The sequence below is a fragment of the Dactylosporangium sp. NPDC048998 genome, assembly GCF_043197855.1.
Taxonomy (GTDB): Bacteria; Actinomycetota; Actinomycetes; order Mycobacteriales; family Micromonosporaceae; genus Dactylosporangium.
Genome location: NZ_JBICTV010000020.1, coordinates 24,111 through 38,766, shown reverse-complemented (window position 1 = coordinate 38,766; position 14,656 = coordinate 24,111). Strand labels below are relative to the sequence as shown.

General features: G+C 74.4%; 11 protein-coding genes. 7 read left to right on the top strand and 4 right to left on the bottom strand.

Translation table 11 applies throughout. From position 1 onward, the window contains the following. The first annotated feature begins 80 nt into the window (after positions 1-80). The 6 genes from ACGFI8_RS32745 to ACGFI8_RS32720 are packed head-to-tail and all read left to right on the top strand — an operon-like array spanning position 81 to position 6,808. The gene (locus tag ACGFI8_RS32745) at positions 81-815 is read left to right on the top strand and encodes a YwqJ-related putative deaminase (protein WP_392810683.1); all 735 of its coding nucleotides are present in this window, start codon (positions 81-83) and stop codon (positions 813-815) included. Further along, positions 812-1,921 carry an SUKH-3 domain-containing protein gene (locus ACGFI8_RS32740; protein WP_392810682.1) on the top strand — a complete coding sequence of 370 codons (1,110 nt, stop codon included), beginning with the start codon at positions 812-814 and terminating at the stop codon, positions 1,919-1,921. The genes ACGFI8_RS32745 and ACGFI8_RS32740 overlap by 4 nt, the downstream gene beginning before the upstream one ends. After that, complete coding sequence (locus ACGFI8_RS32735; protein ID WP_392810680.1) at positions 1,915-3,351, top strand: hypothetical protein; 1,437 nt, start codon at positions 1,915-1,917, stop codon at positions 3,349-3,351. Before ACGFI8_RS32740 ends, ACGFI8_RS32735 begins: the two co-directional genes overlap by 7 nt. Positions 3,352-3,409: 58 nt before the next feature. Then, positions 3,410-4,489, top strand: coding sequence for an HNH endonuclease (locus ACGFI8_RS32730; protein WP_392810679.1), 1,080 nt, complete (start codon positions 3,410-3,412; stop codon positions 4,487-4,489). A gap of 40 nt (positions 4,490-4,529) precedes the next feature. Next, entirely contained in the window at positions 4,530-5,765 is a 1,236-nt protein-coding gene (locus tag ACGFI8_RS32725; protein WP_392810678.1) for a S8 family serine peptidase, read from the top strand. Next, positions 5,762-6,808, top strand: a complete 1,047-nt coding sequence (locus ACGFI8_RS32720) for an SMI1/KNR4 family protein (RefSeq protein WP_392810677.1) — start codon at positions 5,762-5,764, stop codon at positions 6,806-6,808. Before ACGFI8_RS32725 ends, ACGFI8_RS32720 begins: the two co-directional genes overlap by 4 nt. 76 nt (positions 6,809-6,884) lie before the next feature. Here ACGFI8_RS32720 and ACGFI8_RS32715 read toward each other — a convergent pair whose 3' ends face one another. From ACGFI8_RS32715 to eccD, 4 genes are all read right to left on the bottom strand, one after another. Then, positions 6,885-7,175: a WXG100 family type VII secretion target gene (locus tag ACGFI8_RS32715; protein WP_392810676.1), complete on the bottom strand. Its 291-nt coding sequence runs from the start codon at positions 7,173-7,175 to the stop codon at positions 6,885-6,887. Between the two features lie 24 nt (positions 7,176-7,199). Then, complete coding sequence (locus ACGFI8_RS32710; RefSeq protein ID WP_392810675.1) at positions 7,200-7,631, bottom strand: WXG100 family type VII secretion target; 432 nt, start codon at positions 7,629-7,631, stop codon at positions 7,200-7,202. Positions 7,632-7,703: 72 nt separating this feature from the next. Next, positions 7,704-9,089: a type VII secretion protein EccB gene (eccB, locus tag ACGFI8_RS32705; RefSeq protein ID WP_392810674.1), complete on the bottom strand. Its 1,386-nt coding sequence runs from the start codon at positions 9,087-9,089 to the stop codon at positions 7,704-7,706. Between the two features lies 1 nt (position 9,090). Further along, entirely contained in the window at positions 9,091-10,503 is a 1,413-nt protein-coding gene (eccD, locus tag ACGFI8_RS32700) for a type VII secretion integral membrane protein EccD (RefSeq protein WP_392810672.1), read from the bottom strand. 126 nt (positions 10,504-10,629) lie between these two features. Here eccD and eccCa point away from each other — a divergent pair, with 126 nt between their 5' ends. Beyond that, the gene (gene eccCa / locus ACGFI8_RS32695; RefSeq protein ID WP_392810671.1) at positions 10,630-14,601 is read left to right on the top strand and encodes a type VII secretion protein EccCa; all 3,972 of its coding nucleotides are present in this window, start codon (positions 10,630-10,632) and stop codon (positions 14,599-14,601) included. Positions 14,602-14,656 lie beyond the last annotated feature (55 nt).

The following is a 14,656-nucleotide window of genomic DNA, read 5'->3' as shown; positions in this document are numbered from 1 at the left end:
TCGACGACGCTGGGCGCCGCGGTGTGCCAGTTCGGCACGTTGCGTAGGCTGAGCCTCGCCGGTCCGTCAGGAGGTAGCGCGTGATCGACGAGTGGGAGGCGCGGCTGATCGCGGCGTCCTGGGTCGACCAGGACAAGCCGGTGGGCACCCGCCGCGAGCTCGGTGTGCAGGATTTCGACCTCGGATACGTGGTGTGGCGCGTCCTGCCGCTCGGTAGCGCCGAGGACGTGGGCGCCGGCCGGGCGGTGGTGGACCGCGCGAACGGCGAGCTGACCTACTGGCCGTCCGCACCCGTGCAGAACGTCATCGAGCTCTACCGCGAGTACCGGCGCGAGCACCCGGTGGCGCCGTTGACCTGGGATCCACTCGTCGCCGCCCGGCACGACCGGCTGCGCGCGCCGTACCCGCGCAATGTCACGCACCTGACGCTGTCCGACGGCTCGCTGCGCCGGGGCCTCAGCATGAAGGGCGACGGCGAACCCAACCTGCACATCCTCGTGCGCGAGGTGCTCGATGGGCTGCCGACCCGGCTGCGTGACCGGGGCGGCGACCGGTGCTCGGAGGTCGCCGTGCTGTCCGACCTGCTGCACGCCGAGGACGCACGGCGCTGGGCGGCCGGCATCGCGCCGCTGACCGTCGAGTCGGTGCGCGGAGAACTGCTGCGCGGCGCGGACCTGGTGACCTTCGCGGTCCGCGAGCCGTACCACCCGCTGGCCGGCGAGCCCGTGCCGCCCTGCGTGTCCTGCCAGGCACTGCTGCGCGCGTTCGGCTTCGGCCTGCAGGCCCCCGGCGACGAACCGGGCGACGCATCATGAGCGCGCGGTTCAGCCCGGCGGTCGAGGCGGCGCTGGAGGCAGCCGGCTGGCACCCGGGCCGCCGGCTCGACGGGGACGCGCTGGCGGGCATCCGCCGCTCGGTCGCCATGTACGAGGGTCCGTTCGGCGCTACCGCGGCCGACCATCCCGCCGTGGACCGGGCGCTGGAGGAGTTCGGCGGGCTCGTCATCGGTACCGACCGGCCCGGCGACGAGCTGAACCCGCGCCCGTTCGCGATCGACCCGGTGTCCGCCGCGCGTGACATGGCCGCGATCGTCGACGCGGGAAGGATCCTCGGCACCGGCCTCTACCCGCTGGGCGTCGAGGGGCTCGACGAGGCGGTACTGGCGATGAACCACCTCGGGCAGGTGTTCGCCGTCGACCCGGTCGGCGAGTGGTTCCTCGGCGACAGCCTCGACGCGGCGCTGGAGACGCTGGTCAACGGGCGGCGGCCGGTCCGCGTGGCGGACGACGGGCAGTGGCCCGGCCGCCGGTGGACCGGGCGCGGCGAGGGCGCCGGTGACGACCAGGTCGGTCTCGGTGCGCTCAGGCGACCGGTGGGCGCCGCCTTCTTCCTGCCCCGCAGCCCGTCGAACCTGCCGTACACGTGGTTGCCGGACACGCTGCTGCGCATCGGGACCGTGCCGAGGGCCGGCCTCGACCCGGCGCAGATCGAGGTGGAGTGGGGCGCGCTGCCCTGCGAGGCGCACGTCCTCGACCTGGCGGAGTTCACGGTGCTGGTACTCGCCTTCGAGGCCATCGCCTTTCAGCAGCAGCAGGAGGAGGTGGCGCGGGCCGGTGACGGGCCCGGCGCCAGCCCGCTGGCGCAGGCGTTCCGCAACGCGTGCACCGCGCTGACCCCGGACCTCGAGGTGGCCTTCGTGCAGACCTGGCAGCCGCAGGACCTGCTGCGGCTGGTGTCCGACCAGGAGTTCTCGGTGCTCACGCTGGACGCCGGCGCCCTGGTGGACCAGGGCTTCGGTCTGCTGTATCTGAACGCGCCGCTGGCCGAGAACGTCGCCCCGCTGCTGCGCGGAGACCGCGACGAACTCCCGATCCAGAGCGGGCGGCTGGTCTTCGCCGGCAGCGGTCAGGGTCGATGGTGAGTGCGGTCGAGCCGGACGCGGCGGCGGCCTGGTCCGCCGAACGTGGCCCATTGTGGACGGTCGTGCCGCCGGCCGGGCGGGAACGGCTCGACAACCTGGTCACCCGCCTGCTGGACCTCGCGTTGGACGGCCGGCCGTTCGCCGACCCGGCCGGCGAAGCGCACCACCGCGCGCTGCTGCGGGTGGGCGTGCGCGCGGCGGCGGAGCTGGCCCGGCTGGTCAGCGCCGACGCCGAACTGCTCGCCGCGACCGCGATGCTGCCGTGGTTCGACGATGCCCTGCTCGGCGCGCGGGTCCGGCTGCTGACGCCCGGGCCGCCCGACTGGACGGCCGCGATGCTGCTGGCGATGACCCCGCCCGAGGCCCGCTCGATGGCCGAGGCGGCCGGTGAGGACCGCGGCCGGTACCTGCGCCAGCTCGCCGCCCTCCCGCCGCAGCTGCGCGCCGCGGTGGTCCTCGTCCGATACGCGGCCGCCGCCACGCCCGAGGTGGCCGCGCTGTCGATGGGCACCGCCCGTCCGTTCGACGCCGCCGAGCTGACGCTGCTCGCACGGGGGCTGCCGGCCGGGCTGCCGGTGGCCGCGCCCGGTCCCCGCCCGGCCGCCCCGCCCGACGAGCCGGTGGGCAGCCCCGCCGAGGCGGTCGCCCTGGTCCTCGCCTCCGGAGGGCACCAGCTGGCCGTGGCCACCGGCCCGGACTTCACGGTGGACGGTGTGGAGCTGGTGTACCGGGTGCGGTGGAACGGCTCCCCCGACCGATACCCGCGACGGCCGGCGTACCCGGGCGACCCGGAGCCGCTGCCGCCGCGCGAGCCGGGCTGGATCGTGGACCGGGTGACCCGGGAGGTGCACCCGGTCGACCTGTCCCCGGGGGTGCTCGAGTCCTATGCGGACACCCACCGGGAGTACCCGCTGCCGCCGGGCTGGCGGCCGTCCGGCCGGGTACCGGTCGGTGACGCGCTGGCGGAGCTGCTGCCCGAGCCGGTACGCGCGGATCTGGCCCCGGCGGTGAGCGCCGCATACCGCCGCAGGCTGGCCGACAACACCTGGCCGGACTACCTGGTCGCCTGGTCGGTGGCCGAGCAGACCCTGCGGGCGCTGCCCCACGCGGACACGGACCTGCTGGCCGCCTCGCTGCTGGCCGCCCGCGGCCCCGCCGACGGGGACGCGCTGCTCGACGGCGACCCGCCGCCGGCATACGCCGGGGCGTTGGCGCTGGCCGAGTCCGCCCGGCCGCGCCCGGACGAGGTCGACGGGCCAGGCGCCACACGCCGGGCGGCGGCGCTGGCCGACGAGCCGGTCGCGGTCCGCCGGCTCGCGGTGGCCAACGCGCACGCCCGAGCCCGGGTCGACGAGGCCCGCTTCGGCGTGCTGCCCGCCGCCCGAGCCGCGGAGCTGCACGCACTGTCCATATTGGACATACGCGGCTAGGCCACGGTGCGCAGCGGCTATCTGCGGCTGCTGGAGCCACAACAGGAGGTTTCCCCAGATGGAGCGGATGTGGCCGGGCGCGCAGTACGCGCTGCGGCTGGTCAACTTCGGCTCACCAGTGGTCCGTGAGCGCCACGATCGGGGCGTGCTGGTGAATCCCGCCGGGTTCCCGGACTGGGAGTTCCACGCCCGCGCGCTGGTGCGGCTCCCCGAACGGATGCCCGGGCTCACGCTCGATGAGATCCGGGTGGTGGACGTGCTGGCCGCCAACGCCCTGCTGCGCCGCTCGGGCAAGGACCCCCTGTGCAGCGCCGACGAGGAGGTGCCGCGGACGCCACAGGGGTGGACGTGGGCGCACCTGGGAAGCCGGCGGCAGCTGGCGCTGGTGCCGATCGAGCTGCACGCGTCGTTCCGGCACGCCGGCGGGATCAGCGTCCTGGCCGCCGACCGGGCGGAGCGCGGGCTGCGGGTCGACCTCGAGCCGGTGTGGGCCGGGGTGGCGGCGGAGGTCCAGCAGGTGCCGGCGGACGTGATGGACGAGCTCGAGCGGCACCTGGGCTTCGCGCTGCCGCCGCGGTACCGCGATTTCTTCGCCCAGACCAACGGCGCCGCGCCGCGCATCCCGGGCGTACTGCCCGGCTTCGGGTTCGTGGCCGACCAACGCCTCTTCGGGCTGGGCCGGTCCGACCCGGCGCAGGACATCATCGAGGCCAACCAGTACGCCGGCGACCGGTTCACCACCGACTTTCTCGGCATCGGCTGGGTGCAGGGCGGCACCCTCGCGGTCAAGGTTCGCGGCGCCGACACCGACTCCGTCTGGTACTTCGACGACGACGACCCGCGCGCCGACGCCCGCGACGACGCGACCGGGGTCGTCGAGCGGCTGTTGTACCGCTGCGCCGACTCCATCGACCAGTTCTGGAACCGGCTCGCCCGCCCGGCGCAGGAGCTGCTGCGGATCGCCGACGACCTCGTCGCCGCCGGGCAGGCGGCCGCGCTGTGGCCCGAGGAGCTGGGCGAGTCGCTGCCGCCGAGCCACCGCGGCCCGTGGCAGCCGCCGAGGAGCCCGGACGAGGAGTACTTCGGCGACGAGGCGGTGCGGCTGATGCTGCTCCGCCAGGACAAGCCGGTCCGATGACCGCTATCGTCGCAGCGACGGCGAGGGAAAGGGCAGTGGCGTGATCCTGCAGCGGTACGTGCGCCTCGGCGCGGCCGCGGTGCTGGCCGGCGGGTTGGCCGTGGCGGCCGCCCCGACGGCCCCGGCGTCGGCGGCCCCTGAATGCGCCAAGCCCGGCGCCGCCAAGCCCGCCCAGGCCAGCTGGGCGCGGCCCGCGCTCGCGCTCGACAGCGTCGCCGCGCTCAGCACCGGCCGGGGCCAGCGGATCGCGGTGCTCAGCACCGGCGTCGACGCGCAACAGCCGCAGCTGCGCGGCCGGGTGGAGGACGGCGTCACCCTCGTCCCGGGAACGACCGGCCCGGCGAACACCGACTGCGCCGGCTTCGGCACCCAGGTGGCCGGCGTCATCGCCGGTGCGGCCACGACGGACCGCGGGTTCGCCGGGGTCGCTCCGGGCGCGAAGATCGTGCCCATCCGGGTCACCGACGGCCGGACCGACGTCACCGCGGCCCTGCTCGCCACGGGGATCCGGGCCGCTGTGACCGCCAAGGTCGACGTGATCTGCCTGCCGCTGCCGGTCTACACCGCCAGCGACGACCTCGACGGCGCGGTGAAGGCCGCGCTGGCGGCCGGGATATCCGTGGTGGCCGCGGCCGGCGACGCCGCGGGTCAGGGGAGCAACCCGACACCGTTTCCGGCGTCCTATCCGGGGGTTATCGCGGTGGCCGCGATGGGGCCGACGGGCGACGTGACGCCGCGCTCCGGGGCCGGCGACTACGTGAGCCTGGGCGCGCCCGGCGCCGCGGTGGTGACCCTGCAGACCGGCAGCGGCCTGGTCTCGGTGGACGGCACCGGCGTCGCGGCCGGCTTCGTCGCCGGATCGGTGGCGCTGGTCCAGGCCCGCCGCGGCGAGTTGTCGCCGGCCGCGACCGCCCGGCAGCTCACCGCCACCGCCACGCCGACGCAGGCGTTCGCCGGTGACAAGGCGCTGGCCGGCATGGTCAATCCGTACCGCGCGCTGACCGAGACGCTCACCGGGGCCTCGCCGGCCGCCGTCCCGGGATACCAGCCACCCACGCCGGACCAGGCGGACACGGCCCGGGCCGCGGCGCGGGACCGCGCGCTGCTGATCGCGGGCGGCGCGCTCGTCATGGCGGTACTCCTGGCGATCGTCGCGGTCGCCGCGCCGCGCGCCCGGCGCCGCTCCTGGCGGCCGGCCCTGGCCCGCCGCCCCGTCGAGGTCACCGAGCCGGCCGAGCCCTCACCACCGGTCATGCTCTTCGAGGACCACCGGTGACGCAGCCGCCCGTACCGCAGCCGCCCATTCCAGGCGCCAGGTATGCGCTCACCGTCTTCCGTCCGCCGGCGCCGGTGCTGCGGGTGCGCTACCGGGACGGGGTGGTGGTCGGCGGCCACGGTTATCCAGTGTGGACGCCCTACGCCCGGGCCCTGGTAGACCTGCCCGACCCGCCGGCCGGGCGCTGCGTCGACGAGCTTCGCGTGCTCGACGTCCTGGCGGCCAACGAGGCGCTCGCGGCCGCCGGATCGCCGCTCGCGGCACCGGACCGGGCCACCCCGCACGGGTGGACCTGGGCACACCTCGGGCGGAGCCGGCGCATCGCGCTGGTCCCGATCGACCTGCACGCCTCCTTCGCGCACCTCGGCGGGGTGGCCACTATGGGCGCCGATCGGTCCCGCCGGGGCGTCGACGTCGCGGGCGCGCCGGGTGTCGGGCAGGCCAGCGGGGTGCGGCTGCCCGAGGCCGCACTGCGCCAGGTCGAGGAGTCGCTGGGTCACCCGCTGCCGGCGCAGTACCGGCAGTTCCTGCTCGACACCAACGGCGCCCGGCCGGCCGTTCCGGCGGTGCACCCGGGCTTCGGCTTCGTCGCCGACCAGTACTTCTTCGGCTTCGCCCGGCAGGACTGGATGGAGGATCCGCTGTATGCGGGCGGCTGGTTCCGCGACCGGCTCACCGACGAGTTCCTCGTCGCGGGCTACGTCCAGGGCGGCCTGATCGCGCTGCGGGTGCGCGGCGACGACGCCGGGTCGGTGTGGTACCTCGACGACGACGACCCGCGCGACGCGGACACGTTCGATGCCGAGTACCGCAGCGCTCACCTGCTGCACCGGCTGGCCGACGACTTCGGGCAGTTCTGGTCGCAGCTGCGGGCCGTGCCCTACTGGCTGCGCCGGCTCGCCTGGCAGCTGGTCGCCGAGGGACGAGCCCGGCTGGCGGAGGCGGAGGACGCCGGCCGCTCGCTGCCGCGCAGCCTGCGCCCGGCCGAGCTGGCCCACGAACCGCCCGCCCTGGTCCCCGGCGCCCGCCCCGAGGAGGGCTGACGCCGGCCGGCTGCCGCGCCCCGGTGAGGTGCTGCGCGGCAGCCGGCGAACGTCAGAACGTCCTCGACCGTGCGGCTCAGAACCGGGCGGCGGCGGCCGCGTCGGCCTGCTGCATGTTGACGGCGGCGTCGCCGACCTTCTGCGACAGCGTCTGCAGCGTCTGGGCCATCTGGTCGGCGTTGGCGTGCCACTTCTGGCTGCAGCCCTGGAAGGCGTCGGCGCCGGCCCCGCTCCAGCCGTTGGCCAGCAGGTTGTTGAACGTCCGGTCCACCTCGGCGAGGTGCTCGTTCATCTGGCTGACGAACGCCGTGATCGAGCCGGACAGCGACGTGATGCCGTTGAAGTCATAAACCAGATCGTTGGACATCGCAATTCCTCTCCGTCGTCCCGCTCAGCCGCGCAGTGCGTTCGCGACAGGGCCCAGGCCCGGGTTGTACTCGTTGGCGACCTTGGCGATCTCCGCCGAGGCGTCCGCGTCCGTGCTGCCGAACACCGTGTTGGACTGGTTGACGTTGCCCGCCATGGTGTTGAGCGCCTCGAGGATGTTGCGCAGCTCCAGGCCGAGCTGGTTCGAAACGTTCTGGAAGCTGTTGCCAGCGCCACCCTGGAAGACCGCCGCCTGGGTCTCGATCTCGTTCAGCAGCCGGGTCAGGTTGAGGGCGATGCCCTCACCGGCCGTCGTCGCGACCTTCGCCGCGTTGTTCAGCATCTCAGGCGTTACCCGAGTAGGTCCTGCCACTGCTCTCACCCCGTCTCTCGGTGTGCGACCGGCCGTCGCACCGCGTGCCCCGGACGATGGATCCGGCAACACATGGCCGACCATCGTTGTCCCGGCCCAGGTTCGAGGCTATCAAGCAGCGCAAGTTTCCGCGTCACCGCAAATTGGCGGCGCTGGTCACTTCGCCGAGATGGGTGCCGCGCCGATCGCCGATGCGTGGCTCAGCGACGGCCCGGCCGGAATGCGGCCGAGCAGCGCCGCCGGCACCCGGTCCGCGTCGTCGGGGTTGTAGCCGAGGAACTGCACGTCCTCTTTGGACACCACGGGATAGCGGAAACCGGTGTCGGTGATCAGGAACCAGCCGCCGATCGCGTAGCCGGGGCTGGGCTCGGAGACCACCAGCGCCGCGCGCCCGGCCGGCACGGCGATCAGGTCGGCCAGCGCGCCACCGGCGCTCGTCCGCCCGCGGGTCGGCACGCCGACGGCGGTCACGGCGGCGCCGATGCTCAGCGCCGGGGCCGTCGCGTCCGCGGTGAACTCGGCGCACACCGTGTCGCCCGCGCCGGGGGCGGTCAGGTGCGGCGGCTGCAGCGGGGGCGCCTGCGGCCCGGTGACGGCCGGCAGCGCGCCGGACTTCTTGGTTCGCTCGGCCGTCTGCAGGTCGATCTGCTTCGGGTTGCCCCCGGCCTTCGTGGCGATGTCCTTCTGCAGCTCGGTGAGCGGGGCCAGGCCGTCGTCGAACACGAGGTAGTAGAGCGGCCCGGAGCCGGTCTGCGCCACCAGGACGTCGCCGTTGTGCCGGTCCGGCACCGCCGTGCTCTGTGCGCCGGCCTTGGGCACGGTGATGTCCCGGATGTCCGCGCCGACCGGCAGGCTCTCCAGCAGCGCGTTGCCGACCGGCGTCACCGGCGCCGCCGCGAACAGGGACGCCTGGACCGCCTTGTCGAGCTTGTAGCGGTACCCGTGCCAGATCAATGCCAGCGCGCCCGCCTTGTCGCTGACGAGTATGCCGTCGTCGGCCGGCAACGCCCGGGCACCGCTACCCGGCCCGGCGATGCTCAGCTGCACGGCCGTGGCCTGGTCGCCGTTGTTGCCCGGGCGCGCGGAGCAGACGGTCCACGGCAGCTTGGTCAGGTGCTTCGCGTCCGGCACGGAGTTCGGTGCGCCGGGGATGCCGATGACCGCGGCGCGCGGGGTGCCGGCCAGCGAGTTGGCCGCCGCCTGCTTGACGATCGGCGGCCCGTGCCCGGCGGCGAGCAGGGCGGAGGCGTAGTTCAGCGTCGGATAGAGGATGCCGGAGCCGTACACGAAGGTGGCCCCGCTCTCCTTCTCCACCACGACCGTGCCGTCGACCTTCCAGCTGCTGCCGCCGATCTTGGTGAGGATGCCGTAGACCCCGAACGCCGCGGCCACCAGCACGGCGACCATCCCGCCGACGAGCAGCGCGCCGCCGCCCCGGCGCAGCGGCGACTGCGCCGGGTCGGTCTCCCGCATCACGAACGCGGAGACCACCCGCTGGCTACGGAACTGGTAGGACTGCAGCTGATCACGGCGGGAAGCCATCTCAACCCACCGACGAGAAGAGGCCCTGCACCGTCTGGTACACGCCGAGCACCCAGCAGGCGAGCGGGATCATTGCCATGATCGTGAGCGTGTCCAGCACGTCGGCGGTCCGGCCGAGATAGGGCGACGGGCTGCGCGTGCTGTATCGCAGGGTGCCGCCGAGCACCGTCGCGGCCAGGGCGAGCACCACCGCCAGCAGCAGCACACGGCCGGAGCCCGGCGGGGTGTGCCGCATCCAGCCGTAGCCGGCGACGGCGATGATGGCCACGCCGCCGATCAGCAGCGGCAGGCGCTGGGCCGCGGTCGGGAAGAGCCGCCCGCGCAGGACCAGCACGCCGGCCCCCACCAGGGCCAGCACGATCCCGCCGAGGCCACCGTCGGTGAGCAGCATGAGGGCGGCGATCACGCTCGTCGTCGCGGCCGCGAGCAGGCAGCCGGCAAGGATCTCGGAGGCCCGGGCCACGGCCGCGAAGACGCTGGCCCGGTCGGGCAGCGGGGCGTCCTCGAGGATCTCCTCGGGCCGTTGCGGCAGCACTGGGGTCGGGATCTTGCCCAGCGTGGTGGCGAGCAGCGGATACGCCGGCAGCAGGCCGATCGCGAGGGTGAGCACCACCGCGGCGGCGCTGGCCGGGCTCGTGCCGCTCAGGCACAGCAGGCCGCCGAGCAGGCCGGCGATCCCGGTGCCCAAGCCGGCGGCGAAGATCCGGGCCAGGGCGACCACCCCGGCCATCGCCAGCACGCTGGTCAGGATCAGCGCCGCGCTGCCGGCCACCACCTGGGCGCTGTCGAGCCGGCCGGCCGGCTGATCCTCCGGCGCGGAGACGAGCGCTGCGCCCAGCGCGGCGTAGAGCAGGGCGTATCCGCCGAGAACCGCACCGGCCTCGGCGTCGCCGCCGAGCCGGGCGAGCAGGATCCCGGAGAGGACGAGCAGCAGCGCGGCGCCGAGGCCGACGACCCCGGGCACCAGCCACGGCGAACCCGCCCAGACGAGCAGCGCGGCGCCGAGGACGAGGAAGATCCCGACCACGGCGAGCCCGTAGCGGCGGGTGGCCACCCCGCTCCAGCTGCGCCCCGCGCGCCGGGCCGAGGTGGCGATCACGTCGACCACGTCGTCGTAGGCCGGCTCCGCCCAGTTGAGTCTCCGCGGCGCGAGGTGCAGCAGCTCGCCGTCGCGGACCGACTGGCTGGCGAGGTCGCTGTCGGCGTCGAGCTCGCCGCCGGAGGTGCGCCGCAGGGTCCAGCCGCCGTGCGACTCGCCCTCGTCGGCGATCTCGACGCCGGCGTGGCGCAGCAGGTGCGGCAGCAGGTCCGCGACGAGGATGTGGTCCGGGAGCGCGACATCGACGCGGCGATGCGGGGTCGACACGGTCACCCGCGTCAGGCCCACTCCCACCGGGGCAGTCACCAGCTCCACCTCTTCATGGTCGCCTGCGCGTCGCCTGCGGCCCGGCCGTGCGGGCTGCCTGGCGGATGAGGGGCCCAACCTAACATGGTGCTCGTCTAGCATAGGCGCCGGCACATTTCCGGGGAGGCGGTGACCGTGGGCCAGGTCGTTGTTCGGCGGCTGCCGCGCCGTCTCGCGCCGGCGCTGCCGACCGGTGAGATCGTCCTCGATCCGCCACCCGAGCTGCCCACCGCCGCCGGCAAGGGATGGAACCGGATCGTCACCCTGATGCCGATGGCCGCCGGTGGCGCCGCGATGGGCCTGATGATGGGCGCCCAGCGCGGCGGTCCGCTGTCCTATGTGGCCGGTGGCATGTACGGCGTATCGATGCTCGGCATGATCGCCAGCCAGCTCTCGAGCATGGGCGGCTCGCAGAGCAAGCGCGACATGGCCGAGGGGCGCCGGCAGTACCTGCGCCGGCTCAGCCAGCAGCGCGCCCAGGTCCTCAGCAACATCCGCCGCCAGCGCGAGGCGCTGGGCTACCGGCACCCGGACCCCGAGGCGCTGTGGTCGACGGTGTCCAGCGGCCGGCTGTGGGAGCGCCGGCGGCGCGACGCCGACTTCGGTGTGGTGCGCGTCGGGCGGGGCCCGCAGGAGCTGGCCACCCCGCTCGTGCCGCCGCAGACCCGGCCCGTCGACGAGCTGGAGCCGCTGTGCGCGGCCGCGCTGCGCAAGTTCGTCGCCACCTACTCGGTCGTGCCCGACCTGCCGGTGGCGATCGCGCTGCGTGACTTCGCCCACGTCTACCTGCGCGGCCCGGCCCGCCGCACGCGGGCCAACGCGCGCGCGATGCTCGCCCAGCTGGCCACCTTCCACGCCCCCGACGACCTGGTGATCGCCTTCTGCCTCGGCGACTCCGCCCGCGGCGATTGGGACTGGGCGAAGTGGCTCCCGCACGCCCAGCACGCCGGCAAGACCGACGCGGTCGGCCCGCTGCGGCTGTTCTCGCCGAGCGTCACCGCGCTGGAGGCGATGCTCGACGACGTGCTCGGCGACCGGGGCCGGTTCAACCCGGCCGATGGTGGCGGCCGGCAGCACGTGGTGGTCGTCATCGACGGGGGTTCGATGGGCGGCTCCGACCACCTGATGACCGACGGCGGGATGGAAGGGGTGACCCTGATCGACCTGTCCAACCCGCCGCCCCGCCTGCTCGACGACGCGTCCGTGCTGCTCGACGTCGCCGATGACGGCACGGTCACCGGGACCACCCTCGACGGCAGCACCCAGGTCGGGATCGCCGACGAGCTGAGCCGCCCGCGGGTCGAGTCGCTGGCCCGTGAGCTGTCGCCGTTGCGCCTGTCCGCCGCCTCGGCCGCCGAGCAGACCGGGGTCGTCACCGACCTGGGCCTCGCCGAGCTGCTCGAGCTCGGCGACCCCTTCGAGCTCGACATCAGCAGCACGTGGGTCGGCCGGCCGACCCGCGACCGGCTGCGCGTGCCCATCGGCGTCAACGAGCAGGGCCGGCCGATCGAGCTGGACCTCAAGGAGTCGGCGCTGGACGGCATGGGCCCGCACGGCCTGCTCGTCGGCGCCACCGGCTCGGGCAAGTCGGAGCTGCTGCGCACCCTCGTGCTGGCGCTGGCGGTCACGCACAGCCCCGAGATCCTCAACTTCGTGCTCGTCGACTTCAAGGGCGGCGCGACCTTCGCCACCCTCGACCGGCTGCCGCACACCAGCGCGATGATCACCAACCTGGAGGAGGAGCTCTCGCTGGTCGACCGGATGCTCGGCGCCATCTCCGGCGAGCTCACCCGGCGCCAGGAGCTGCTGCGCCGGGCCGGCAACTTCGCCTCGCAGCGGGACTACGAGCGGGCGCGGCTGTCCGGGGTACCGCTGGCGCCGCTGCCGAGCCTCCTGATCATCGTGGACGAGTTCAGCGAGCTGCTGACCCTGCGCCCCGACTTCATCGAGATGTTCGTGCAGATCGGGCGGGTCGGCCGGTCCCTGGGCATCCACCTGCTCCTGGCCTCGCAGCGGCTCGAGGAGGGGCGGCTGCGCGGGCTGGAGACGCACCTGTCCTACCGGATCGGCCTGCGCACGTTCTCGTCCATGGAGAGCCGGGCCGTGCTGGGCGTGACCGACGCCTACGAGCTGCCCCGCCTACCCGGCCACGGGTACATCAAGGCGGGCGTGGAGGGGCTGATCCGGTTCAAGGCGGCGTACGTGTCCGGCCGCTACCGCAAGGGCGGGCCGGCCCGGCTGGCCGACAGCCCGAGCGTCGACCCGGTGCGCGCCTTCTCCACCTGGTATGCGGCGGCCCCCGGCGAGGCGCAGCAGCAGGCCGAGCCCGAGCAGCCACCGCCCGGGCAGAGCGAGGAGGTGGCGCGCGGGGACAGCCTGCTGGACATCCTGGTCGACAAGATGGAGGGCCAGGGGGTGCCGGCGCACCAGGTCTGGCTGCCGCCGCTGGTCGAGTCGTCCACGCTGGACGAGCTCATCCCCGGGCTGACCGCCTCGGACACGCGCGGGCTGACCGCCGGCGACCCGGCGCTGCACGGCAACCTGCAGGCCGTCGTCGGGATCGTCGACCGGCCGTTCGACCAGCGCCGCGACCCGATGTGGCTGGACCTGTCCGGCAGCGTCGGCAACGTGGTGGTGGTCGGCGGGCCGCAAAGCGGCAAGAGCACCCTGCTGCGCTCCCTGGTCGCCTCGATGGCGCTCACCCACACCCCGCGCGAGGTCCAGTTCTACTGCCTCGATTTCGGCGGCGGCACCTTCGCCGGCCTGCGCGACCTGCCCCACGTCGGCGGGGTGGCCAACCGGCGGGACGTGGACAAGGTCCGGCGTACCGTGGCCGAGCTCTACCTGCTGCTGCAACGGCGCGAGGTGCAGTTCGCCGAGTGGGGCGTGGACAGCGTCGCGTCGTTCCGGCGGATGCTGCGCGAGGACCGGCTCTCCGACGAGGTCCTCGGCGACGTGTTCCTGGTCGTCGACGGCTGGAGCACCGTACGCACCGACTTCGAGGACCTCGAGCCGCAACTGCTCGAGCTGGCCGGGCGCGGCCTGGGCTTCGGCATCCACGTGGTGACCGCCGCGACACGCTGGATGGAGGTCCGCTCGGCCGTCCGCGACCTGTTCGGCACCAAGATCGAGCTGCGTCTCGGCGAGACGTCCGACTCGGTGATCAACCGCCGGGCCGCGGTGAACGTTCCCGAGCTGCCCGGCCACGGCCTCACGCCCGACGGGCTGCACTTCCTCGGGACGCTGCCGCGCATCGACGGCCGGCCGAGCAACGAGGATCTCTCCACCGGGGTGGCCACCCTCGTGACCGCCGTGCGCGACTGCTGGCCGGGCACGCCGGCGCCGGGCGTGCGGCTGCTGCCGGACCAGCTGCCCTACGAGTCCCTGCCGCAGCAGCCGGGCTCCGGGCGGGGCGCGTTCGCCATCGGCGTGGCCGAGGCCGACCTGTCGCCGGTCGTGCTCGACTTCGACGCCGAGCCGCACGCGATGCTCTTCGGCGACGTGGAGTCCGGCAAGAGCTCGTTCCTGCGGGGCCTGGCGCGCAGCATCGCCACCGCCTACGAGCCGAGCCAGGCCCGGATGATGCTCATCGACTACCGGCGCAGCCTGCTCGGCGTGGCCAGCCCGCAGCACCTCATCGGCTACGGCACCTCGGCGCAGGTGACCACCGGCCTCATCGACCAGGTCGTGGCCGTGATGAAGGAGCGGCTGCCCGGGCCCGACGTCACGCCCGAGCAGCTGCGCGCCCGCAGCTGGTGGAAGGGCCCGCAGCTGTACGTCCTGGTCGACGACTACGACCTGGTGGCGGCCGGCGCGATGAACCCGCTGACGCCGCTGCTGGACTTCCTGGCCCAGGGGCGCGACATCGGGCTGCATCTCGTGGTGGCCCGCCGGGTCGGCGGCGCCGCCCGGGCGGTCTTCGACCCGGTGGTCGCGCGGATCCGGGAGCTTGCCTCGCCGGGCATCCTGCTGTCCGGCCCACGCGAGGAGGGCGCCATCTTCGGGCAGGTCAAGCCGCGCCCGCTGCCGCCGGGCCGGGCCCAGCTGGTGACCCGGCGCGAGGGAGCCCGCCTGATCCAGCTCGCCTGGACCCCGCCGGCCAGCTGACCGTACACCTCGCCCCGCCGCGGCGAGCCCTCAGCGCCGCGGCGGGCGGGTCCGA

What these genes read in the sequence shown, in the direction of transcription:
- ACGFI8_RS32715 (WP_392810676.1), bottom strand. Translation starts at nt 7,175, where the DNA reads ATGTCCAACGATCTGGTTTATGACTTCAACGGCATCACGTCGCTGTCC.
- ACGFI8_RS32735 (WP_392810680.1), top strand. Translation starts at nt 1,915, where the DNA reads ATGGTGAGTGCGGTCGAGCCGGACGCGGCGGCGGCCTGGTCCGCCGAA.
- ACGFI8_RS32710 (WP_392810675.1), bottom strand. Translation starts at nt 7,631, where the DNA reads ATGGTCGGCCATGTGTTGCCGGATCCATCGTCCGGGGCACGCGGTGCG.
- ACGFI8_RS32740 (WP_392810682.1), top strand. Translation starts at nt 812, where the DNA reads ATGAGCGCGCGGTTCAGCCCGGCGGTCGAGGCGGCGCTGGAGGCAGCC.
- ACGFI8_RS32730 (WP_392810679.1), top strand. Translation starts at nt 3,410, where the DNA reads ATGGAGCGGATGTGGCCGGGCGCGCAGTACGCGCTGCGGCTGGTCAAC.
- eccB (WP_392810674.1), bottom strand. Translation starts at nt 9,089, where the DNA reads ATGGCTTCCCGCCGTGATCAGCTGCAGTCCTACCAGTTCCGTAGCCAG.